The organism is Streptomyces sp. NPDC008238, assembly GCF_042956445.1.
GTDB lineage: Bacteria > Actinomycetota > Actinomycetes > Streptomycetales > Streptomycetaceae > Actinacidiphila.
This window is the reverse complement of sequence record NZ_JBIBGK010000006.1, coordinates 20,923-41,373: the sequence shown is the minus strand read 5'-3', so window position 1 is coordinate 41,373 and position 20,451 is coordinate 20,923. Positions and strand designations below refer to the sequence as shown.

Genomic DNA, 20,451 nt, shown 5'->3' with positions numbered 1-20,451 from the left:
CCTTGGACTGCCGGCGCTCGCGGCACGAGACGGCCCGGTGGCCCCCGGTCCCGGCCGAACGGCCTGAGCCGCAGGTCAGTCCTGGTACGAGCGCACCCGCTTGGCCAGCTCGGCCGCCGCGGCGCCCGGGTCGGCCGCCTCGGTCACGGCCCGTACCACCACGATCCGGCGGGCCCCGGCGTCGAGCACCTGCTCCACGTTGGACAGGTCGATCCCGCCGATCGCGAACCACGGCCGGTCCGTGCCCAGGCCCGCCGCGTAGCGGACCAGGCCGAGGCCGGGGGCGGGCCGGCCGGGCTTGGTCGGAGTGGGCCACACCGGCCCGGTGCAGAAGTAGTCCGCACCGGGCTCCACGGCGGCCGCGGCCGCCTCGGCCTCGGAGTGGCAGGACCGCCCCACGACCACCTCGTCTCCGAGGATCGCGCGGGCGGCCGGCACGGGCAGGTCGCCCTGGCCCAGGTGCAGGACGTCCGCCCCGGCGGCGTGCGCCACGTCGGCCCGGTCGTTCACCGCGAGCAGCCTGCCGTGCCGTCCGCACTCCTCCGAGAGGGCCGCGAGGTACTCCAGCTCCTCGCGGGCCTCCAGGCCCTTGTCGCGCAGCTGGATGACGTCCACGCCGGAGGCCAGCACGGCGTCCGCGAACTCCGCGAACTCCGCCAGGCCTCCGTGGCGCTTGCGCGCGTCGGTGCAGAGGTAGACCCGGGCGTCGGCGAGCTGCGCCCTGATGCCGGCGCCCGTGCCGGTGCTCGTGCTCCTGCTCGTACGCGTGCTCATGCGGACGGGTCCCCCTCGGATGGCTGCGCGGTGGCGGTGGGTGTGGCGGTGGCGGGTCGTGCGGTCAGACGGCGAGCGCCTGGGCGCGGCGCTTCACCTCGGTGCCGCGGTTCTCGCGCAGCGCCTGGACGGGGGTGCCGGGCAGGCTCTCGTCCGGGGTGAACAGCCACTCCAGGGCCTCCGCGTCGCTGAACCCGTCGTCCTTGAGGACGGTGAGGGTGCCCGCGAGGCCCTTGACGATCTTCTCGTCGCCGATGAAGTCGGCGGGGATCATCAGCACCCGGTTGTCCCCGCGGCGCACGGCGATGAGCTGGCCTTCCTTGATGAACTGGCGGACCCGGGTCACCTCGACGCCGAGGCGTTCGGCGACGTCGGGGACGTACAGCCAGGAGGGGACGAGGGAGTCAATCTTTGCGTCGATCTCGGTCACAGGACAAGCGTGCCATCCCGGACCGACACCATGGAACCGCTCACGCCACTCGTTGCTCCGTCCTGACGGGTCCGCTACGCCCCGCCGACGCCGGCGGCCGCAGCCGGCGGCCCCCCGGGGTCAGACCACCGCGGCCCGGAGCTGGACCGCCGGGTCGGCCGCCAGGGCCTCGTCGAGGTGCGCGCCGCGGGCGATGAGCTTGCGGGCCTGCGCCAGGTCGCGGGGCCGCCCGACGGCGAACAGCGCGACCAGCTGCCCCTCGCGCAGCCACAGCACCGACCAGGCGGGGCCGTCCGGGTCGCCGCGCAGCAGCACGGGGTCGGAGTCGACGTGGTGCCCGGAGTACTGCACGAAGCGCCCGAACTGCTCCGACCAGAAGTAGGGGACGGGGTCGTAGGGCTCGTCACCGCCCAGGATGTTCGCGGCGGCCGTGCGGGGCCCCTGCACCGCGTTGTCCCAGTGGTGGATCAGCAGCCGCTCCCCGTACCGCGCCGACGGGAAGGAGGCGCAGTCACCGACGGCGTACACGTCCGGCACCGAGGTGCGCAGCCGGTCGTCGGCGAGGACCGAGCGGTCCGGCCCCAGGTCGACGCCGGAGCCGGCCAGCCAGCCGGTCGCGGGCCGGGCGCCGATCCCGACGACGACGGCCTCGGCGGCGAGCACGCTGCCGTCGGCGAGCCGTACGCTTCCGGGCTCGACGGCAGAGACGACCGCGCCGGTGCGCAGCTCGACGCCCTCCTCCGCGTACCAGCCGCGCATCCGCTCGGCGATGTCGGCGGGCAGCACCCCGGCGAGCGGCCGGTCGGCGGCCTCGACGACGGTCACCTCGCACCCGGCGTGGCGTGCCGCGGTGGCGAACTCGGCGCCGATCCAGCCCGCGCCGACCACCACGACCCGGTGCCGGTTTTCCAGCACCGGGCGCAGCGCGGTGGCGTCGTCCAGGGTGCGCAGCATGTACACGCCCGGCGTGCTCTCGCTGCCGGGGAGCATGACGGGTTCGGCGCCGCTGGCGAGGACGAGCTTGTCGTACGCGACCGGGCCCGCGTCGGTGAGGACCTGCCGCTCGTCGGGGCGCAGGCCGCTCGCCTGCCGCCCGAGCAGCAGTTCGACGCCGATGCCGGCGAAGTCGACGTCCAGGGCCGGGCCCTCCTCGGCGCCGAAGAGCACGCCCTTGGACAGCGGCGGCCGGTCGTAGGGGGCGTGCGGCTCCGCGCCGATCAGCGTGATGGTCCCGCCCCACCCCTGTTCGCGCAGGGACACGGCGGTCTGTACTCCGGCCATCCCGGCCCCGACGACGACGGCGCGCTGCTCGCTGCTGCTGGTCACGCGATCACCGTAACGCCGCGAGGGCGCCGCCCGCCGGTACCGGTGCCCTACTCGCCGCCGACGGCGCGTACTAAGGTGGGCCGGGAGAACTCGCGGGAGCCCGGCGCACCGGGCTGAGAGGGCGGCTGGAGCGGCCGCCGACCGTAAGAACCTGATCCGGGTCATGCCGGCGAAGGGAGGAGCGGGACATCATGCACCGTCATGACGTCGTCGTGGTCGGCGGCGGGATCATCGGACTGGTCACCGCGTGGCGGGCCCGTCAGCGCGGCCTGCGCACGGCGGTCGCGGACCCCGAACCGGGCGGCGGGGCCGCCCAGGTGGCCGCGGGGATGCTGGCCCCGGTCACCGAGGTGCAGTACGGGGAGCAGGCGCTGCTGGAGCTCAACCTCGCCGCGGCGCGCCGCTATCCGTCCTTCGTGGCCGAGCTGGAGGAGACCACGGGGCTCGACCTCGGGTACCGCACGTGCGGCACCCTCGCCGTCGCCCTCGACGCCGACGACCGCGCGCAACTGCGCGAACTCCACGCCTTCCAGCAGTCCTTGGGCCTCACCTCGGAGTGGCTGGGCGGCCGTGAGTGCCGCCGCCTGGAGCCGATGCTCGCCCCCGCCGTGCACGGCGGTCTGCGGGTCGACGGCGACCACCAGGTCGACCCGCGGCGGCTGGCCGCGGCGCTGGTGCGCGCCTGCGAGCTGTCCGGGGTGGCGTTCCACCGGTCGCGGGTGGCGCGGGTGGAGGTCACCAGCGACCGCGCGCACGGGGTCGTCCTGGAGGACGGCACGCGGGTCGCCGCGGGGCAGGTGGTGCTGGCCGCCGGGAGCCTCAGCGGGCGCGTCGAGGGGCTGCCCGCGCGGGTGCTGCCGCCCGTACGGCCGGTGAAGGGGCAGGTCCTGCGGCTGCGCGTGCCGCCGGCGTACGCGCCGTTCCTGTCGCGGACGGTACGGGCCGTGGTGCGCGGCGGCCACGTCTACCTGGTGCCGCGCGAGAACGGCGAGCTGGTCGTCGGCGCCACCAGCGAGGAGATGGGCTGGGACACCACGGTCACCGCCGGCGGGGTGTACGAACTGCTCCGCGACGCGCACGAGTTGCTGCCCGGCATCACCGAACTCCCGCTGACCGGGACGCAGGCGGGGCTGCGCCCCGGCACACCCGACAACGCCCCGCTGCTCGGCCGCGGCGCGCTGGACGGGCTGGTGCTCGCCACCGGCCACCACCGCAACGGCGTGCTGCTGACCCCGCTGACCGGCGACGTGATGGCCGAGGTCCTCACCGGCTCGGAGGTCCCCGCGCAGGCCCGGCCCTTCTCCCCCGACCGTTTCGCCCTCCAGGAGCAGCACGCATGACCGCGCCCGTCCTTCTGTCCGTCTCCGTCAACGGCGAGGCGCGCGAGGTCGCCGAGGGCGTCACCCTCGGCGGCCTCGTCGCGACCCTGACCGCGGCCCCGTCCGGGGTGGCGGCCGCGCTCAACGAGACCGTCGTCCCCCGCGCGCAGTGGCCGGCGACCCCGCTCCGCGACGGTGACCGCGTCGAGGTCCTCACCGCAGTCCAGGGAGGCTGAACCCATGGCCGACGACCCGCTGACCATCGGCGGCACCACCTTCGACTCCCGGCTGATCATGGGCACGGGCGGTGCGCCCAGCCTGGAGGTCATGGAGCAGGCGCTGCTCGCCTCCGGCACCGAGCTGACCACCGTCGCCATGCGGCGGCTCGACCCCACGGTCAAGGGCTCGGTGCTGTCCGTGCTCGCCCGGCACGGCATCCGCGTGCTGCCGAACACCGCCGGGTGCTACACGGCGGGCGAGGCGGTGCTCACCGCCCGCCTGGCACGGGAGGCGCTGGGCACGGACTGGGTGAAGCTGGAGGTGATCGCCGACGAGCGCACCCTGCTGCCGGACCCGGTGGAGCTGCTGGACGCTGCGGAGACCCTCGTGGACGACGGCTTCACCGTGCTGCCCTACACCAACGACGACCCGGTGCTCGCCCGGAAGCTGGAGGACGTGGGCTGCGCGGCGATCATGCCGCTGGGCTCGCCCATCGGGTCGGGTCTCGGCATCCGCAACCCGCACAACTTCGAGCTGATCGTCGAACGGGCGACCGTGCCGGTCGTCCTGGACGCGGGGGCCGGGACGGCCTCGGACGCGGCCCTGGCGATGGAGCTGGGGTGCGCGGCCGTCATGCTGGCCTCCGCCGTCACCCGGGCGAGGGAACCGGTGCTCATGGCGGAGGCCATGCGGCACGCCGTCGAGGCCGGACGCCTGGCGTACCGGGCGGGGCGCATCCCCCGCCGTCACCACGCGACCGCGTCCTCCCCGGGTGTGGGACTCGCCACGTTCGACCCGGAACGTCCCGCCTTCGGCGCCTCCTGACCGGCGGCCCCGCACACGGCCGCGACCTGCGCGGAACCCGCGCCGGGCCCCGCGGAACCGGGGCCGAGGCCGGCTTCGGTCCCGGCGCCGACCCGGGTCACGGGGCGGTTGCGGTACCGCACGGGTGGGGTACAACCTGGGCGCGTTAGCCCAGAAGGGTCATGTCGGCACCGTAAACTCCACCTTCGTGGACAGGACGCTTCATGACCCGCTGATCGGGCAGACGCTCGACGGCCGCTACCGGGTGGAGTCCCGGATCGCGGTCGGCGGCATGGCGACGGTGTACCGGGCGCTGGACACGCGCCTGGACCGGCTGCTGGCCCTGAAGGTCATGCACCCCGCTCTCTCCGCCGAGCCCGGCTTCGTGGAGCGCTTCATCCGCGAGGCCAAGACCGTCGCCCGCCTCGACCACCCCAACGTGGTGCAGGTCTACGACCAGGGTGCCGACGACACCTACGTCTACCTGGCGATGGAGTACATCGCCGGCTGCACCCTGCGCGACGTGCTGCGCGACCGCGGCGCGCTGCCGCCGCGGGCCGCCCTCGACATCCTGGAGCCCGTGCTGGCCGCGCTCGGCGCGGCGCACCGGGCGGGGCTGGTGCACCGGGACATGAAGCCGGAGAACGTCCTCATCGGGGACGACGGACGCGTCAAGGTGGCGGACTTCGGCCTGGTCAGGATCGCGGGCACGCACACCAACACCTCCACCAGCGGTGTCCTGGGCACGGTCTCGTACATGGCGCCGGAGCAGGTCGAGAGCTTCACGACCGACGAGCGCACCGATGTGTACGCCTGCGGGGTGCTGCTCTACGAGATGCTCACCGGCGGCAAGCCGCACCGCGGCGAGACACCGGTGCAGGTCATCTACCAGCTCGTCAACGAGGACGTGCCCGCCCCGTCGGCCCTGTCCCCGGGGCTGCCCCCGCAGCTGGACGCGCTGGTGGCCGAGGCGACCGCGCGGGTCGCCGCCCGCCGCCCGGCCGACGCCGCGGAGCTGCTGCGGCGGCTGCACGCGGTACGCCACGCCATGACACCCGAGCAGCTGGACCTGGTGCCGCCCGCCGCACGCACCCCCGCGCCGGTGCCCGGCGCCGTGCCCGCGGGTTCCGAGGAGCCGACGGCGATGGTGCACCGCACCGCGCGCCTGGAGCTGTCCCCCGAGCCGACCCGGCAGCAGCCCCGGACGGCCGTACGGTCCCGTAGGCGTCCCGGGGTGGTCGCGGTCGTGGCGACCCTGCTGCTGATCCTGGGGGTCGGGGCGGGCGTCTGGTACATCAACGACGGCCAGTTCACGAGGACCCCGGCCGTCCTCGGGCTGCCGCAGGCCCAGGCGGAGCGCCAGCTGCGCGACGCCGGGCTGCGGGTCGAGGTCGTCGAGGCGTTCGACCCGACGATGACCAAGGGCAAGGTGGCGGCCACCGACCCGGGCACCGGCGAGCGCATCCGTGACAACGGCACGGTGACGATCACCGTGTCCAAGGGTCCGGAGCGGGTGAAGGTCCCCGGCGTCGTCGGCGAGGAACTGGCCGAGGCCAAGCGGCGGCTGAAGGCGGCGGGCCTGAGCCCGGGGACCGTGTCCCGGGAGTTCAGCGACGAGGTGCCGCAGGGCCGGGTGATCTCGACCGACCCCGGCTCGGGCGCCAGCCGGCGGCCGGACTCGGCCGTGTCGCTGGTGGTGAGCAAGGGCGCGCCGGTCGACGCCCCCGACCTGGTCGGACAGCCGCTGGAGGACGCCCGCCGGCAGCTGGAGGACGCCGGGCTGCGGGTGAAGGTGGACCCGCGGCAGGTCTTCTCCGACCAGGCGGACGAGGGCGCCGTCGCCGGGCAGTCGCCCGGCGCGAACACCCGCCTGGCGGCCGGGGACACGGTCACCCTCACGGTCTCCAAGGGCCAGGAGATGGTCGAGGTGCCGGACGTGGAAGGCTTGGCCGTCGACGAGGCGAAGGAGAAACTGGAGGCCGCGGGCTTCGACGTCCGCGTGATCCAGTTCTTCTTCACCGGTCAGGTCAACAACCAGTCGCCGGCCGGCGGCACCGACGCTCCGAAGGGCAGCACGATCACACTGTGGGTGCGATAGCCACGTCCGAGGGCGCCGCCGCGCGCCGCAACCCCGTCGGCGGTCATGTGGCGGTGGCCGGCGGCCTGGCCCGCACCGGGCTGGCGGAGGCCGCACGGATGGGCGCCGAGACCGTGCAGGTCTTCGTCGCCAACCCCCGCGGGTGGGCGACCCCGCCCGGCAGCCCGCGGCAGGACGAGGAGTTCCGCGAGCGCTGCGCGGCGCAGGGCGTCCCCGCCTACGTCCACGCGCCGTACCTGATCAACTTCGGCTCCCACACCGGGGCGACGGTCGACCACTCGGTCGACTCCCTGCGCCACTCGCTGCGCCGCGGGCGGGAGATCGGCGCGCTGGGCACGGTCGTCCACACCGGGTCGGCGACCGGTGGACGCTCCCGCGCCGTGGCGCTGGCGCAGGTACGGGAACGGATGCTGCCCCTGCTGGAGGAGCTGACGCACGAGGACGACCCGTGGCTGCTGCTGGAGCCGACCGCGGGGCAGGGCTCCTCGCTCTGCTCGCTGGTGGAGGACCTCGGGCCGTACTTCGACGCGCTGGACCACCACCCGAAGCTGGGCGTCTGCCTGGACACCTGCCACGTGTTCGCGGCCGGGCACGACCTCGCGGCCGCCGGCGGGGTCAAGGCCACGCTGGACGAACTGGTGGCGACGGTCGGCGAGGGGCGGCTGCGGCTGATCCACGCCAACGACTCCAAGGACGTCACCGGCGCCCACAAGGACCGCCACGAGAACATCGGCGCGGGTCACATCGGTGCGGCGGCCTTCGGGGAACTGTTCCGGCACCCCGCCACGGAGGGCGTGCCACTGATCGTGGAGACGCCGAACGGCGGCCCCAGGGGCACCGGGATGGCCACGGACGTGGCCGTGCTGAAGTCGCTGCGCCCGGCCTGAGCACGCACGCCCGGGAATACCCCGGGGGGGTATATCGTTGGAAGGCGAGGCACCGCACGACGACACCGCACTCACCCCTGGGGGACGCAGGATGCAGCACGTCGAGCACTCGCACCACGAACACCACGAACACCACGAACACCACGAACAAACCGGCGCCGCCCACCACACCGGCGGACACCCCGCCGGCCCGGCCTCCTGGGGCACCGCCGTCCAGGCCACACTGCACTGCCTCACCGGCTGTGCGATCGGCGAGGTCCTCGGCATGGCGATCGGCACGGCCCTCGGCTGGCACAACGTCCCGACGATGGTCCTGGCGATCGTGCTGGCCTTCGCCTTCGGCTACGCGCTCACCATGCGCGGCGTGCTGCGCGCCGGCCTGGACCTGCGCGGCGCGGTACGGGTGGCGCTCGCCGCCGACACCGTCTCGATCGTCTTCATGGAGATCGCGGACAACGGCACGATCCTGCTGTTCCCGGGCGCGATGGACGCCACGCTGTCGGACGCGCTGTTCTGGCTCAGCCTCGCGCTGGCCTTCGTGGTCGCCTTCCTGGTGACCACCCCCGTCAACAAGTGGATGATCGGCCGCGGCAAGGGCCACGCGGTCGTCCACGGGTACCACTGATCCGGCGGCAGGGGCCCGGCGGCTACAACTCCGGCCCGTCGCCGGGCTCCTCCTGGTACGAGTAGCGCTGCTCGCTCCAGGGGTCGCCGAGATTGTGGTAGCCGCGCTCCTCCCAGAACCCGCGGCGGTCCGACGTCATGTACTCCACGCCGCGGACCCACTTGGGTCCCTTCCAGGCGTAGAGGTGGGGCACGACCAGCCGGACCGGAAAGCCGTGCTCCGCGGTCAGCGGCTCACCGCCGCGGTGGGTCGCGAACATCGTCTTGGGGTCGGCGAAGTCCGCCAGCCGCAGGTTGGAGCTGAAGCCGTACTCGGCCCACACCATGACGTGCGTGACGTCCGGTGCGGGCGGCGCGAGCCGTAGGATCTCGACGGCGGAGACGCCGCCCCACTCGACCCCGAGCATGCTGAACTTGGTCACGCAGTGGAAGTCGCCGACAACCGTCGAGTACGGCAGCGCGGCGAACTCCTCGTGGCCCCAGGCGCGCTTGCCGCCGTCCGCGGTGGCGCCGAAGACCTGGAACTCCCACCGGTCGGGCTTGAACCTGGGCACCGGACCGTAGTGGGTGACCGGCCAGCCCCGCTGGAGCCGCTGCCCGGGAGGGAGCTCCCCTTCGCGGCGTTCGGACTGACCCATGCGTCCATGGTGACAGACCGGATGTAGTGCTACCGACCAGCACCCGGGCAAAGTATGACAAGCCGGGTCAGTGGAGTAAGTGTGAACTTACTGGATCGCTTCCACCCTCGGTGCGAAAATGCGCCCATCGTGTGGATTCCTCCGGAAAGGACGGGCTTGCCATGCAGGGCGACCCCGAGGTCATCGAGTTCCTGAACGAGCAGCTGACGGGCGAGCTGACGGCGATCAACCAGTACTTCCTGCACGCCAAGATGCAGGAGAACCTCGGCTGGACGAAGCTCGCCAAGTACACGCGGCACGAGTCCTTCGACGAGATGAAGCACGCCGAGGTGCTGACCGACCGCATCCTCTTCCTCGAGGGACTGCCGAACTACCAGCGGCTCTTCCACGTCCGGGTGGGGCAGACCCTCACCGAGATGTTCCAGGCCGACCGCCAGGTCGAGGTCGAGGCGATCGACCGCCTCCGGCGCGGCATCGAGGTCATGCGGGCGAAGGGCGACATCACCTCGGCCAACATCTTCGAGGACATCCTCGCCGACGAGGAGCACCACATCGACTACCTCGACACCCAGCTCGAGCTCATCGAGAAGCTCGGGGAGCCGCTGTACATCGCGCAGCTCATCGAGCAGCCCGACAGCTGAGGGGCGCGGGAGCGACGAGCGAGGGCCCGCGTCCGGGCAGGGGTCCGTCAGGCGGCGCTGGCGGCCGCGGGCAGCGGAGCCGTGACCGGCACCGGCAGCGCGGGCGGGACCGGCAGCGAGGCCGGGGGCGCGGGGTCGGCGGGGGGCGCGGCGGGCGTCCCGGACGTCGCCGTGTCGAGCTTCGTACGGGTGGTACAGCCCTCGCCGCGGCCGAGAAGCGCCTGTATCCGGCGCACGCAGGAACCGCAGTCGGTGCCCGCCTTGCAGGCGGAGGCGATCTGGCGAGGGGTGCAGCGACCTGCGTCCGCATGCTGCTTGACCTGCTCTTCGGTGATGCCGAAGCATGAGCAGACGTACACGCGGTTCACCCCTCTCTCGAATCCCGGCCTGAGGTTAACCTAACCTTACCCGCCGGGCGAGTGGCTGGAAACCGACGAGGGGCGCGGATCGATGTGATCCGCGCCCCTCTCAGGTTCCGTGCCGGGGCGGCCGCCCCGCCGTCGCCGGGCTACTGGCCGCGGTACATCTCGGCCACCAGGAAGGCCAGGTCCAGGGACTGGCTGCGGTTGAGCCGGGGGTCGCAGGCCGTCTCGTAGCGCTGGTGCAGGTCGTCGACGAAGATCTCGTCGCCGCCGCCCACGCACTCGGTGACGTCGTCACCGGTGAGCTCCACGTGGATGCCGCCGGGGTGGGTGCCGAGGCCGTGGTGCACCTCGAAGAAGCCCTTGACCTCGTCGAGCACGTCGTCGAAGCGGCGGGTCTTGTGGCCCGAGGCCGCCTCGAAGGTGTTGCCGTGCATCGGGTCGCAGACCCAGGCGACCTGCGCGCCCGAGGCGGTGACCTTCTCCACCAGGTTCGGCAGCAGCTCGCGCACCTTGCCCGCACCCATGCGCGTGATGAAGGTCAGCCGGCCGGGCTCGCGGTCCGGGTCCAGCCGGTCGATCAGCGCCAGCGCCTCCTCGGGCGTGGTCGTCGGGCCGAGCTTGACGCCGAGCGGGTTGCGGATCTTCGAGGCGAACTCGATGTGCGCGTGGTCGAGCTGACGGGTGCGCTCACCGATCCAGACCATGTGGCCGGACACGTCGTAGAGCCGGCCGGTGCGCGAGTCCACGCGGGTCAGCGCCGACTCGTAGTCGAGCAGCAGCGCCTCGTGGGAGGCGTAGAACTCGACGGTCTTGAACTCCTCCGGGTCCGCGCCGCACGCGTGCATGAAGTTCAGCGCGCCGTCGATCTCCCGGGCGAGGGCCTCGTAGCGCTGCCCGGACGGCGAGGAGCGCACGAAGTCCTGGTTCCAGGCATGCACCTGCCGCAGGTCGGCGTAGCCGCCGGTGGTGAAGGCCCGTACGAGGTTCAGCGTCGCGGCGGACGCGTGGTACATCCGCTTCAGCCGCTCCGGGTTCGGCACGCGGGCCGTCTCGGTGAAGTCGAAGCCGTTCACCGAGTCGCCGCGGTAGGTGGGGAGGGTGACCCCGCCCCGGGTCTCGGTCGGCTTCGAACGCGGCTTGCTGTACTGGCCGGCGATCCGGCCCACCTTCACGACCGGCACGGACGCGGCGTAGGTGAGGACGGCGCCCATCTGCAGCAGCGTCTTCAGCTTGCTGCGGATCTGGTCGGCACCGATCTGGTCGAAGGCCTCGGCGCAGTCCCCGCCCTGCAGCAGGAACGCCTCACCACGGGCCACGGCCCCCAGGCGGTCGCGCAGCTGGTCGCACTCGCCTGCGAAGACGAGCGGCGGATACGACTCGAGGTCCGCGATCACTTCGCGCAGAGCCTCGGGGTCGGGGTACTCAGGCTGCTGCGCCGCGGGCAGTGAGCGCCAGGTCTGGCGCCCGGCGTGGGTTTCAGCGTTCACGGTCACGCAGCCCACATTACGTGGTCGTGTCCCTTCCTTTGCGCACCGGACCAGAGGATGAGACGACCGGGTGACCCCCTGGAAGCCCCCTCCGGGCCCGCCGCGAGCGGGCTTCCGGAGGGCGGACGGCGCACCCTTCCGGTGCCCCGCCAGGACCCGCGCCCCCGGCGCCTCCCGGCGCGCGGCGGCGGCGCGTCCGGCTCGTCCGCCCGCCGTGGGGTCCACTCAGTGAGACGGCGCCCGGTCGGGGACGCGTACGCTCGGCCCCGACTCCGCACCCGGTGCCGAAGGAGGCCGCCGCCATGCCGACGCCGCCCGAGGCGTTCGCCTACGTGGGACCGGACGACATCCGCGCCGCCGTGGTCCGGCCGGACGCGACGGGCCGGGCGGTGCGGTCGCCGCAGGACGTCCGGGAGTGGCTGGAGGGCGCCGGCCCGGCCGAACGCGAGGAGCCCTTCACCTACGTCGTCGATCCCGGCGGCACGCTCCTGCTGGCACCGCGCCGCAGCGAGCACGTGGCGTGTGCCGGGGGCGGGCCCGTGCTGGCCGCCGGGGAGATCGCGTTCGCCGCACGGCGGGAGGGCGGCTGGGAGGTGACCGAGGTCAGCAACCAGTCGACCGGCTACTGCCCGGACCCCGACGCCTCCTGGCCGGCCCTGGCGGCCGCTCTCGACCGCGCCGGCCTCGCCCGTCCGGCGTGGTTCACGCAGGCCGTCGTCTTCCGGCACTGCCCCCGGTGCGGCGAGCGCAACCTCGTCAAGGACGGCGACTTCACCTGTGCCCTGTGCGAGGCGCCGCTCACACGGCGGCCCGGCCGCTGAGGACGAGCGCCGGGCCCAGGCAGCCCAGCGCGCCCGTGCACAGCAGGGTGCGCACCAGGTTCCAGCGGACCCAGGCCGCCTCGAACCGCTCGCGCACGGCGGCGACGTCGGCGAGGTGCGCGGGGTCGCCCGCCGCGTCCAGCCGGTCGTTCAGCGGGATGCTGACGCCGAAGGTGACGACGAGAACCGCCAGGTAGAGCACGGTCGCGGCGATCACCCACGGGAGCGGGCCGCGCTCGCCGTCGCGCAGGCAGAGCGCCACCGCGGCGGCGCACAGCAGCAGCGAACCGCCGAACACCAGCAGGAACCAGCCGTTCTGGATGGCGACGTTGATGCGCTGCATCGCGTCGACCAGCGTACGGTCGGCCGACCTGGCCAGACCCGGCATGACGGCGACGGAGAAGGCGAAGAACAGCCCGGCCATGAGGCCGACGGCGACGGTGGCCGCGACGAGGACGGCGTCTCGGGAAGTCATGCGCCCAGTGAAGCCGCGCCCGGCTGAGACGGAACATGGCCCGGACGCTCCGCCCCATGCGCGAGCGTCCACGCGGTCCCCCAGGAAAACCAGGTGCGGCGCCGCAGGGGGGCGGGATAGCGTGCCGCACATGGGTTGCACCTACTGCATCAGGCTGCGCCGGGCATAGCCGCGGCGCTCTTCGCCGCGGCATCGGGTCCATCGTCGGAACCTCTTATGTCGCGGAGTGCACACCCATGCCTCACCACCGGTCCATGGTGGGTGGCCGACACGAGCTCGGCCAGAACTTCCTCACCGACCGCACCGTCATCGCCTCCATCGAGGCCCTCGTCGCCGCCACCAGCGGGCCCATCGTCGAGATCGGCCCCGGCGACGGGGCGCTGACCCTCCCCCTCAGCCGCACCGGCCGTCCCCTCACGGCCGTCGAGATCGACCCCCGGCGCGCACAGCGCCTGCAGCGACGGCTCCCGCGCGGCGCGCACGTCGTCAACACCGACGTCCTGCGCTACCGCTTCCCGCCCGAGCCGCACGTCATCGTCGGCAACCTGCCCTTCCACCTGACGACCACCATCATGCGGCGCGTCCTGGCCGCCGACCGGTGGGAGTCCGCGGTGCTGCTCGTGCAGTGGGAGGTCGCCCGCCGCCGGGCGGGCGTCGGCGGCGCCACCATGCTCACCGCCTCCTGGTGGCCCTGGTACGACTTCGCCCTCCACTCCCGCGTCCCGGCGCGCGCCTTCCGCCCGGCGCCCTCGGTCGACGGCGGCCTGCTCACCATGGGCCGGCGGCCGGAACCCCTCGTCCCGGGCGACCGGCGGGCCTACCAGGCCTTCGTCCAGCGGGTGTTCACCGGCCCGGGCCGCGGCCTGCGCGAAGTCCTCACCCGTACCGGGCACTTCGACCGCACGGCACTGCGCGACTGGCTCCGCGCCGAGGGCGTGCCCCCGTACGCCCTCCCCAAGGACCTCACGGCCGAGCAGTGGGCCTCCTTGTGGCGGCTGGTCCGGTGAGGTGAGCCGGCCGGGGAGCGGCCATGCTGTGCCCATGCTGCTTCCCGTCGCCGCCGCGCCGATCGAGTTCGTCGAGGCCGTACGCATCACCGCCGATCTGTTCCCCCGGCCGCGCACCGTGCCGGGGGACACGATCGACGTCTGGGTCGAGGACGAGGCGCGGCACGTCCTCGGCCTGCTCGGCGAAGTGCCGGAGGGCGAGCGTGCCCGGTGCTTCGTGCCGGGCTACGCGGTCCGCGCCCACAGCGCCCACGAGGTCCTCTTCGAGGTCGCCCTCTGCTTCAGCTGCGACGGCGCGCTGCTGCTCGGCCCGCTCGTGCCCGCGCAGTTGCGCGGCATCCAGGGCTTCGACGCCGGCAGCGCACCCGGCCGCGAACTCCTGCGGCGCTTCCAGGAAGCGGCGGCTACAGCCGATCGATCCCGCTGAGGTCGATGTCCACGGCGAACGGCACGGACACCTTGAGGCGTTCGTGGTGGATGCCGGTGGCGACGTAGGTGCCGGTGGCCGGCTCCAGTTCGAAGACGTAGACGACGGGGAGCCGGCCCTCGCCCTTCTCGACGCGCCAGAAGTGCGGGATGCCCGCCTCGGCGTACAACTGCGGCTTGCGCTTGCGGTCCCGCTCCTCGGAGTCGGGCGAGACGACATCGACGACGAGCACGGCGTCCGCCGCCTGGTACCCGGTCTCGTCGGCCGCGTCGCTCGCGGCCTCCGCGCGCACCAGGACGAGGTCCGGCTCGGGCCGGTTGCGCGTGTTCAGCACGACGCTCATCTCCCGGCGCACCCGCAGGGTCTCCGGGGCCGTCGCCCGCAGGCCTTGCTCCAGCAGGTACATGGCCAGCGAGTGGAAGCTGTTCTGCGGGCTCACGAACACCAGGCTCCCGTCGATCAACTCCGTGTGCGGCGGGAGGTCGGGAATGCGGTCCAGGTCGTCCGAGGTGAAGCCGCCACGCGGCGGAATCGCCCAGGCCGGCAGCGGCTCTGCGGTCATGGTTCCTCCCATGGACGGGATTCTGGACGCATCCCCGAGCGTACCGGGGACGTAGGCCCCTGTGATGCCCCGAAAGCGTGAGCCGCGACCGCCGCGTCGTGAGCGCATGCGTTAGGGTGCGGAACATGTACGCGCAGCAGACGCACCTGCAGTGGTGGTGGACCGCGGATCCGGCGGCCCACTAGCAGCGCGTACGCACAGGCAGACGCTCAGGCCGCCCGAAGGGCGGCCTTCGGTGTTCCTGCGGCCGTCCCTTCCCTCGCCGAAGACCGGAAGGAACCGCCGTGGAGAACCACGACCCCAGCACCACGCCCTCCGCCGCCGCGCTCGTCGAACGGCTGCTGGACCCCGCGTGCCCACCGTTCGCGCTGCTGCGGCGCAGAGCGCCGGGATGCGCCGCGGACAGCGTCGATGTGCTGCTCGGCCCGGTCGGGACGGCCGAGCGGCTGACCGACATCGCGCTGCCCACCGGCGCCCCCGAGGGGGCCCGGCCCGCGGTGGACGCGCTGGCGCTGGTGCCGTACCGGCAGATCAGGGAGCGCGGCTTCGACGTGCGCGACGACGGGACGCCGCTGGTCGTGCTCCGCCCCCTGGAGACGTACGAGCTGCCGCTGTCCGAGCTCACGGCGGCCCTGCCCGCGCACGCGGTGCGCGTCGAGGGCGGGGCCTTCGACGTCGACGACGACACCTACGCCGGGATCGTGGAGCGCGTCATCGAGGACGAGATCGGCCGCGGCGAGGGCGCGAACTTCGTCATCCGGCGCACCTTCCGCGGCGAGATCCCGGGGTTCGCGGCGGCGGACGCGCTCGCGCTGTTCCGCAGGCTGCTCGACGGCGAGCGCGGCGCCTACTGGACGTTCGTGGTGCGCACGCCCGAGCGCACCCTGGTCGGCGCGAGCCCCGAGGTGCACGTCCGGATGACCGGCGGCACGGTCGTCATGAACCCCATCAGCGGCACCTACCGCTACCCCGCGCAGGGGCCGGACGCGGAGGGGCTGCTCGCCTTCCTCGGCGACGCCAAGGAGGTGGAGGAGCTAACGATGGTGGTCGACGAGGAGCTGAAGATGATGTGCACCGTCGGCGACCTCGGCGGGGTGGTCGTCGGCCCGCGCCTGAAGGAGATGGCGCACCTGGCGCACACCGAGTACGAGTTGCGCGGCCGCAGTTCGATGGACGTGCGGGACGTCCTGCGCGAGACGATGTTCGCCGCGACGGTCACCGGCTCGCCGGTGCAGAACGCGTGCCGGGTGATCGAGCGCCACGAGCCGGGCGGCCGCGGCTACTACGCGGGCGCCCTCGCGCTGATCGGGCGGGACGCGGGCGGCGCGCAGACCCTGGACTCCCCCATCCTGATCCGTACGGCGGACGTCGACGCCGCGGGCGGGCTGAAGGTGCCGGTGGGCGCGACGCTGGTGCGACGCTCCGACCCGTACGGGGAGGTCGCCGAGACCCACGCCAAGGCGGCGGCCGTGCTGGCCGCGCTGGGGGTGCGGCCCGGACAGTCCCGGGGCCCGGCGGCGGACCGGCCGCGGCTCGGCGACGACATCCGGGTCCGGGCGGCGCTGGACGGACGCCGCAGGAACCTGGCGCCGTTCTGGCTGCGGATGCAGACCGCCGAGCAGCCCCGCACGCCGTCCGGGCACGCCCTCGTGGTGGACGGCGAGGACACCTTCACCGCGATGCTCGCGCACGTACTGCGGTCGTCCGGGCTGGAGGTCACCGTGCGCCGCTTCGACGAGCCGGGACTGCGTGGGGCCGCCCTCGCCCACCGCGGCCCGGTCGTCCTCGGTCCGGGCCCGGGCGACCCGTCCGACACCGGCGATCCCAAGATGGCGCTGCTGCGCGGCCTCACCGCCGAACTCGTCCGCGGCCACCGGCACGGCCTGCTCGGGGTCTGCCTCGGCCACGAGCTGATCGCCGCCGAGCTCGGCCTCGACATCGTCCGCAAGGACGTTCCCTTCCAGGGCGCGCAGACACCGATCGACCTGTTCGGGCGGGCCGAGACCGTGGGGTTCTACAACTCCTTCACCGCCCGCTGCGACGACGCGACGGCGGAGGAGCTGGCCATGCACCGCGTCGACCTGAGCCGCGACCGGGCCACCGGCGACGTCCACGCCCTGCGCGGCCCGGGCTTCGCGGGCGTCCAGTTCCACCCGGAGTCGGTGCTCAGCCTGAACGGCACGGCGATCGTCGCGGAACTCCTGGCGGGGGTGACGGTGGCGGGGTAGCGGCCGCCCCTGGCAGCCGGGGGCGCCTGGCCCGCGCCCCCGCGCCGCCAGGCGCCTGTTGAACACGTTCAAGAATGTTGGCACACTACCCACCGACCGATCTTGGCAAGCACCGAACCATAGGGTGGGTACGGCAGTTGACGAGTACTTGGAGCCCCCGCAAGCCCGTCGGGTCCCGCACCGACTGGGTGTCGGTCGCGGCGGCGACACCCCTGCTCCTGCTCTTCTCGGCCGCCGTCACCTACCTCCAGTTCATCGGCTTGATCTGGTACGCCGCGGGGCCGCTTCGCGAGGACTGCGCGCGGGTCGAGCGGTACTCCGGCGGGACCATCCCCGCCGGGGCCACCGACGTCGCCTGCACCGCCACCGGCAGCTTCAGCGACCAGGACCACGAGATCGACTTCCGCATTCCCCGCGGAGGCGCCGAGGAACGTCTGCTCGACGCCTTCCCCCGGCTGCAACGGGAGAGCTGGTGCGCCGCCGACGCCTGCTTCCGCGTCCGTCCGGACACGCCAGCGAGCACGCGGCTGTGGGGCCACCTGGAGGCAACGGTGGAGTACGAGGGCGACCGTGCGCACGTCCACGTCCTCGCCACCTGAGGGCGCACCGAGCGGTGGACCGCACCATCGTGGCACCCGGGGCCGTCAGACCGCCGCCGCGGGGAAGGGGTGCGTCCGGGGGGTGACCGCGCGGGCGCGGCGGGGGCGGGCGGCGGGGAGCGGATCGGGCAGGGGCTCGGGGACGGCCGACAGGAGCGGGCCGACGAGTCCCAGCACCGCGGCCAGCATCTCGGGGCCCTCGTGCGTGCCGTCCACCACCAGGTCGGCCGCCGCCCGGGAGGGCGCGACGTGGGCGACGTGCCGGTCCCGGCCGCTCTGCAGGTAGTTCAGCAGGGACAGCCGCGGGTCCTGCCGCTGCACCTCGATCTTGCGCAGGATCTTGCGGGCCAGCCGGACGTCGTCGGGGGCGTCCACGTACACCCGCCAGTCGGCGCGTTCCCGCACCGACGGCAGGGTCAGGGCGAAGAGTCCCTCGACCACCACCAGGCGGACGCCGGGCCGGGCCAGCGCCATGTCGATCGCGGCGCTGACGGCGGCCTCGTCGATGGAGCCGGGATGGTTCCAGTCGAGGATGGCGTGCCCGCCGGCGCTGACCGTCCACACGCCCCGCAGGGGGTCGTGCGCGGGCACGTAGTAGTCGTCCAGATGGACCAGTGCGATGCTCTCGGGACACTGCAGCGACAGGGCCCCGGCAAGGGTGGACTTGCCGGATGCGGTGCCGCCTGCGACCGCCAGTACACCCGTCATGCCGGGCGCTCCTCATGTGCTCAAGGGGGATAGACGAAGCGGCCGGACAAGCCGGGTGGAGGGAATGTACGGCCGCGTGATCGCCCATGGCAAGCGGGAGAAGCGCAGAGGTCGCCGAGGTGGCACAGGGGCTACCCGAAGAAGACGCCGGCCTCGGTGTAGAGCCGCGGATCGACCGTCTTGAGCTGGGTCGTCGCGTCGCGGAGCGGGACGCGGACGATGTCCGTGCCGCGCAGGGCGACCATCTTGCCCCAGTCCTGGTCGCGGACCGCGTCGATGGCGTGCAGGCCGAAGCGGGTGGCGAGCCAGCGGTCGAAGGCGCTGGGGGTGCCGCCGCGCTGGACGTGGCCGAGCACGGTGGTGCGGGCCTCCTTGCCCGTGCGCCGCTCGATCTCCTTGGCGAGCCATTCGCCGACGCCGGAGAGCCGTACGTGGCCGAAGGAGTCGAGCGTCTGGTCCTTGAGCACCACGTCGCCGTCCTTCGGCATGGCGCCCTCGGCGACCACGACGATGGGGGCGTAGCGGATCTTGAAGCGGCTCTCCACCCAGGCGCAGACCTGGTCGAGGTCGAAGCGCTGTTCCGGGATGAGGATGACGTTGGCGCCGCCGGCGAGGCCGGAGTGGAGGGCGATCCAGCCGGCGTGGCGGCCCATCACCTCGACGACGAGGACGCGCATGTGCGACTCGGCGGTGGTGTGGAGGCGGTCGATCGCCTCGGTGGCGATGTTGACGGCGGTGTCGAAGCCGAAGGTGTAGTCGGTGGCCGCCAGGTCGTTGTCGATGGTCTTGGGGACGCCGACGCAGGGGACGCCGTACTCGTCCGACAGGGCGGTGGCGACGCCGAGCGTGTCCTCGCCGCCGATCGCGACGAGCGCGTCGACCTCGTACTTGGCGAGGTTGTCCTTGACGCGGCGCACGCCGTTCTCCGCCTTGAGCGGGTTCGTGCGCGACGAGCCGAGGATCGTGCCGCCGCGCGGGAGGATGCCGCGCACGGCGGTGATGTCGAGGGGCACGGTGTCGCCCTCGAGGGGGCCGTGCCAGCCGTCCCTGAAACCGGTGAACTCGTATCCGTACTCCTGGACACCCTTGCGCACGATGGCACGGATGACCGCGTTGAGCCCGGGGCAGTCTCCGCCGCCGGTCAGCACGCCAACTCGCATGATCCATCCCTTCCCGTTCGCACCTTTTGCCTGCGCCCACGACGCTAGCGTGACCGGCGTCACAGGTGGGATGGGCCGTTCGGTGAAATCCCTTGATCCGCGGGGATGTTGGCCCGCCGATTTCACCCTTCCGGACGGCGCGCGGCACGACCGCGGGCGCGCCCCCCGGCGGTACGGGCGGGGGCTACCCCTCGTCCAGTCCGCGTTCGATGGCGTAGCGGACGAGTTCGACGCGGTTGTGGAGCTGGAGCTTGCCGAGGGTGTTCTGGACGTGGTTCTGGACGGTGCGGTGCGAGATGACCAGCCGCTCGGCGATCTGCTTGTAGCTGAGCCCCTTGGCGACGAGCCGCAGGACCTCGGTCTCGCGGTCGGTGAGGCGGGGTGCCTCGGGGGTGTCGGCCGCGGCGGGGGCGGGGTCGGAGGCGAGGCGGCGGTACTCCCCGAGGACGAGGCCGGCGAGGCCGGGGGTGAAGACGGGGTCGCCGACGGCCGTGCGGCGGACGGCGTCGAGGAGTTCCTCGCGGCCGGCGGACTTCAGCAGGTAGCCGGTGGCGCCGGACTTCACGGCCTCCAGGACGTCCGCGTGCTCGCCGCTCGCGGAGAGCACCAGCACCCGCAGGGCGGGGTTGTCGGCGATCACGTCCTTGCAGACCTGGACGCCGGACAGTCCGGGCAGGTTGAGGTCGAGGACGAGCACCTCGGGCATGGCCGCCTTGGCGCGCCGCACCGCCTCCGGACCGTCGCCGGCGGTGGCGACCACCACGTACCCGGCCTCGGTGAGGTCGCGGGCGACCGCGTCCCGCCACATGGGGTGGTCGTCGACCACCATCACCTTCACGGCCATGACCCCAA

24 protein-coding genes and 1 riboswitch are annotated in these 20,451 nt (G+C 73.3%); of the genes, 13 read left to right on the top strand and 11 right to left on the bottom strand.

All coding sequences use genetic code 11. The features are described from left to right. Positions 1–75 precede the first annotated feature (75 nt). The 3 genes from thiE to ACFZAU_RS16050 all read right to left on the bottom strand — a co-directional run bounded on the left by thiE (position 76) and on the right by ACFZAU_RS16050 (position 2,485). On the bottom strand, positions 76–774 hold the full coding sequence (gene thiE, locus ACFZAU_RS16060; protein ID WP_500552675.1) for a thiamine phosphate synthase: 699 nt from the start codon (positions 772–774) through the stop codon (positions 76–78). 64 nt (positions 775–838) lie between these two features. Then, a complete protein-coding gene (locus ACFZAU_RS16055) occupies positions 839–1,204 on the bottom strand; it encodes an Rv2175c family DNA-binding protein (RefSeq protein ID WP_500459528.1) in 366 nt (121 codons plus the stop codon). Between the two features lie 120 nt (positions 1,205–1,324). Then, positions 1,325–2,485, bottom strand: a complete 1,161-nt coding sequence (locus ACFZAU_RS16050; RefSeq protein WP_500552824.1) for an NAD(P)/FAD-dependent oxidoreductase — start codon at positions 2,483–2,485, stop codon at positions 1,325–1,327. 127 nt (positions 2,486–2,612) lie between these two features. After that, positions 2,613–2,726: riboswitch (TPP riboswitch) on the top strand. Here ACFZAU_RS16050 and thiO point away from each other — a divergent pair. From thiO to ACFZAU_RS16020, 6 genes are all read left to right on the top strand, one after another. Next, a complete protein-coding gene (gene thiO / locus ACFZAU_RS16045) occupies positions 2,722–3,870 on the top strand; it encodes a glycine oxidase ThiO (protein WP_500552674.1) in 1,149 nt (382 codons plus the stop codon). Its footprint overlaps the riboswitch before it by 5 nt. Beyond that, a complete protein-coding gene (gene thiS, locus ACFZAU_RS16040) occupies positions 3,867–4,085 on the top strand; it encodes a sulfur carrier protein ThiS (RefSeq protein WP_018557085.1) in 219 nt (72 codons plus the stop codon). Before thiO ends, thiS begins: the two co-directional genes overlap by 4 nt. A gap of 4 nt (positions 4,086–4,089) precedes the next feature. Next, a complete protein-coding gene (locus ACFZAU_RS16035; protein WP_500459532.1) occupies positions 4,090–4,893 on the top strand; it encodes a thiazole synthase in 804 nt (267 codons plus the stop codon). 187 nt (positions 4,894–5,080) lie between these two features. Beyond that, the gene (gene pknB / locus ACFZAU_RS16030; RefSeq protein ID WP_500552673.1) at positions 5,081–6,970 is read left to right on the top strand and encodes a Stk1 family PASTA domain-containing Ser/Thr kinase; all 1,890 of its coding nucleotides are present in this window, start codon (positions 5,081–5,083) and stop codon (positions 6,968–6,970) included. Next, a complete protein-coding gene (locus tag ACFZAU_RS16025) occupies positions 6,958–7,857 on the top strand; it encodes a deoxyribonuclease IV (RefSeq protein WP_500552672.1) in 900 nt (299 codons plus the stop codon). Before pknB ends, ACFZAU_RS16025 begins: the two co-directional genes overlap by 13 nt. Positions 7,858–7,948: 91 nt before the next feature. After that, positions 7,949–8,482 carry a DUF4396 domain-containing protein gene (locus ACFZAU_RS16020; RefSeq protein ID WP_500552671.1) on the top strand — a complete coding sequence of 178 codons (534 nt, stop codon included), beginning with the start codon at positions 7,949–7,951 and terminating at the stop codon, positions 8,480–8,482. Between the two features lie 22 nt (positions 8,483–8,504). Here ACFZAU_RS16020 and ACFZAU_RS16015 read toward each other — a convergent pair whose 3' ends face one another. Then, complete coding sequence (locus tag ACFZAU_RS16015; protein WP_500552670.1) at positions 8,505–9,119, bottom strand: sulfite oxidase-like oxidoreductase; 615 nt, start codon at positions 9,117–9,119, stop codon at positions 8,505–8,507. Positions 9,120–9,280: 161 nt separating this feature from the next. Between ACFZAU_RS16015 and bfr the strand changes: the two genes are divergently transcribed. Next, positions 9,281–9,760 (top strand): bacterioferritin, encoded by a 480-nt coding sequence (gene bfr, locus ACFZAU_RS16010; protein ID WP_500459536.1) that lies wholly within the window; start codon positions 9,281–9,283, stop codon positions 9,758–9,760. 47 nt (positions 9,761–9,807) lie between these two features. Here bfr and ACFZAU_RS16005 read toward each other — a convergent pair whose 3' ends face one another. Together ACFZAU_RS16005 and ACFZAU_RS16000 are read right to left on the bottom strand one after the other, a co-directional pair. Next, the gene (locus ACFZAU_RS16005) at positions 9,808–10,119 is read right to left on the bottom strand and encodes a (2Fe-2S)-binding protein (RefSeq protein ID WP_500552668.1); all 312 of its coding nucleotides are present in this window, start codon (positions 10,117–10,119) and stop codon (positions 9,808–9,810) included. 149 nt (positions 10,120–10,268) lie between these two features. Continuing rightward, positions 10,269–11,618, bottom strand: coding sequence for a class II 3-deoxy-7-phosphoheptulonate synthase (locus ACFZAU_RS16000; protein ID WP_500459538.1), 1,350 nt, complete (start codon positions 11,616–11,618; stop codon positions 10,269–10,271). Positions 11,619–11,914: 296 nt separating this feature from the next. On the opposite strand from ACFZAU_RS16000, the gene ACFZAU_RS15995 reads away from it, so the two are divergent. After that, complete coding sequence (locus ACFZAU_RS15995) at positions 11,915–12,433, top strand: hypothetical protein (protein WP_500552667.1); 519 nt, start codon at positions 11,915–11,917, stop codon at positions 12,431–12,433. Here ACFZAU_RS15995 and ACFZAU_RS15990 read toward each other — a convergent pair. Beyond that, positions 12,411–12,908 (bottom strand): anthrone oxygenase family protein, encoded by a 498-nt coding sequence (locus ACFZAU_RS15990; RefSeq protein WP_500552666.1) that lies wholly within the window; start codon positions 12,906–12,908, stop codon positions 12,411–12,413. The genes ACFZAU_RS15995 and ACFZAU_RS15990 overlap by 23 nt on opposite strands. A gap of 254 nt (positions 12,909–13,162) precedes the next feature. Between ACFZAU_RS15990 and erm the strand changes: the two genes are divergently transcribed. Both erm and ACFZAU_RS15980 read left to right on the top strand, forming a co-directional pair. Beyond that, a complete protein-coding gene (erm, locus tag ACFZAU_RS15985) occupies positions 13,163–13,915 on the top strand; it encodes a 23S ribosomal RNA methyltransferase Erm (RefSeq protein ID WP_500552665.1) in 753 nt (250 codons plus the stop codon). A 34-nt stretch (positions 13,916–13,949) separates the two neighbouring features. Beyond that, positions 13,950–14,342 (top strand): hypothetical protein, encoded by a 393-nt coding sequence (locus tag ACFZAU_RS15980; protein WP_500552664.1) that lies wholly within the window; start codon positions 13,950–13,952, stop codon positions 14,340–14,342. Here the strand turns inward: ACFZAU_RS15980 and ACFZAU_RS15975 are convergent. Next, positions 14,320–14,904: a Uma2 family endonuclease gene (locus tag ACFZAU_RS15975; RefSeq protein ID WP_500552663.1), complete on the bottom strand. Its 585-nt coding sequence runs from the start codon at positions 14,902–14,904 to the stop codon at positions 14,320–14,322. The two genes, ACFZAU_RS15980 and ACFZAU_RS15975, sit on opposite strands and share 23 nt — an antisense overlap. 125 nt (positions 14,905–15,029) lie before the next feature. On the opposite strand from ACFZAU_RS15975, the gene ACFZAU_RS15970 reads away from it, so the two are divergent. The 3 genes from ACFZAU_RS15970 (at position 15,030) to ACFZAU_RS15960 (ending at position 17,731) form a co-directional block, all read left to right on the top strand. Beyond that, a complete protein-coding gene (locus tag ACFZAU_RS15970) occupies positions 15,030–15,089 on the top strand; it encodes a trp operon leader peptide (protein WP_494400582.1) in 60 nt (19 codons plus the stop codon). Positions 15,090–15,188: 99 nt separating this feature from the next. Beyond that, a complete protein-coding gene (locus tag ACFZAU_RS15965; RefSeq protein WP_500552662.1) occupies positions 15,189–17,132 on the top strand; it encodes an anthranilate synthase family protein in 1,944 nt (647 codons plus the stop codon). A 137-nt stretch (positions 17,133–17,269) separates the two neighbouring features. Beyond that, a complete protein-coding gene (locus ACFZAU_RS15960) occupies positions 17,270–17,731 on the top strand; it encodes a hypothetical protein (protein ID WP_500552661.1) in 462 nt (153 codons plus the stop codon). A 45-nt stretch (positions 17,732–17,776) separates the two neighbouring features. Here ACFZAU_RS15960 and ACFZAU_RS15955 read toward each other — a convergent pair whose 3' ends face one another. The 3 genes from ACFZAU_RS15955 to ACFZAU_RS15945 all read right to left on the bottom strand — a co-directional run bounded on the left by ACFZAU_RS15955 (position 17,777) and on the right by ACFZAU_RS15945 (position 20,443). Further along, on the bottom strand, positions 17,777–18,439 hold the full coding sequence (locus ACFZAU_RS15955; protein ID WP_500552660.1) for a uridine kinase family protein: 663 nt from the start codon (positions 18,437–18,439) through the stop codon (positions 17,777–17,779). A gap of 131 nt (positions 18,440–18,570) precedes the next feature. Continuing rightward, on the bottom strand, positions 18,571–19,599 hold the full coding sequence (locus ACFZAU_RS15950; RefSeq protein WP_499607692.1) for a 6-phosphofructokinase: 1,029 nt from the start codon (positions 19,597–19,599) through the stop codon (positions 18,571–18,573). Positions 19,600–19,783: 184 nt separating this feature from the next. Then, entirely contained in the window at positions 19,784–20,443 is a 660-nt protein-coding gene (locus ACFZAU_RS15945; protein ID WP_500552659.1) for a response regulator, read from the bottom strand. Positions 20,444–20,451 lie beyond the last annotated feature (8 nt).

Excerpts from the sequence above, each read along its gene's own strand:
- ACFZAU_RS16050 (WP_500552824.1), bottom strand. The coding sequence starts at position 2,485 with ATGGCCGGAGTACAGACCGCCGTGTCCCTGCGCGAACAGGGGTGGGGC.
- thiS (WP_018557085.1), top strand. The coding sequence starts at position 3,867 with ATGACCGCGCCCGTCCTTCTGTCCGTCTCCGTCAACGGCGAGGCGCGC.
- thiO (WP_500552674.1), top strand. The coding sequence starts at position 2,722 with ATGCACCGTCATGACGTCGTCGTGGTCGGCGGCGGGATCATCGGACTG.
- ACFZAU_RS15995 (WP_500552667.1), top strand. The coding sequence starts at position 11,915 with ATGCCGACGCCGCCCGAGGCGTTCGCCTACGTGGGACCGGACGACATC.
- ACFZAU_RS15950 (WP_499607692.1), bottom strand. The coding sequence starts at position 19,599 with ATGCGAGTTGGCGTGCTGACCGGCGGCGGAGACTGCCCCGGGCTCAAC.
- ACFZAU_RS16035 (WP_500459532.1), top strand. The coding sequence starts at position 4,090 with ATGGCCGACGACCCGCTGACCATCGGCGGCACCACCTTCGACTCCCGG.
- thiE (WP_500552675.1), bottom strand. The coding sequence starts at position 774 with ATGAGCACGCGTACGAGCAGGAGCACGAGCACCGGCACGGGCGCCGGC.
- ACFZAU_RS16020 (WP_500552671.1), top strand. The coding sequence starts at position 7,949 with ATGCAGCACGTCGAGCACTCGCACCACGAACACCACGAACACCACGAA.
- ACFZAU_RS15955 (WP_500552660.1), bottom strand. The coding sequence starts at position 18,439 with ATGACGGGTGTACTGGCGGTCGCAGGCGGCACCGCATCCGGCAAGTCC.
- ACFZAU_RS15975 (WP_500552663.1), bottom strand. The coding sequence starts at position 14,904 with ATGACCGCAGAGCCGCTGCCGGCCTGGGCGATTCCGCCGCGTGGCGGC.
- ACFZAU_RS15980 (WP_500552664.1), top strand. The coding sequence starts at position 13,950 with ATGCTGCTTCCCGTCGCCGCCGCGCCGATCGAGTTCGTCGAGGCCGTA.
- bfr (WP_500459536.1), top strand. The coding sequence starts at position 9,281 with ATGCAGGGCGACCCCGAGGTCATCGAGTTCCTGAACGAGCAGCTGACG.
- ACFZAU_RS15990 (WP_500552666.1), bottom strand. The coding sequence starts at position 12,908 with ATGACTTCCCGAGACGCCGTCCTCGTCGCGGCCACCGTCGCCGTCGGC.
- ACFZAU_RS15945 (WP_500552659.1), bottom strand. The coding sequence starts at position 20,443 with ATGGCCGTGAAGGTGATGGTGGTCGACGACCACCCCATGTGGCGGGAC.
- ACFZAU_RS16015 (WP_500552670.1), bottom strand. The coding sequence starts at position 9,119 with ATGGGTCAGTCCGAACGCCGCGAAGGGGAGCTCCCTCCCGGGCAGCGG.
- erm (WP_500552665.1), top strand. The coding sequence starts at position 13,163 with ATGGTGGGTGGCCGACACGAGCTCGGCCAGAACTTCCTCACCGACCGC.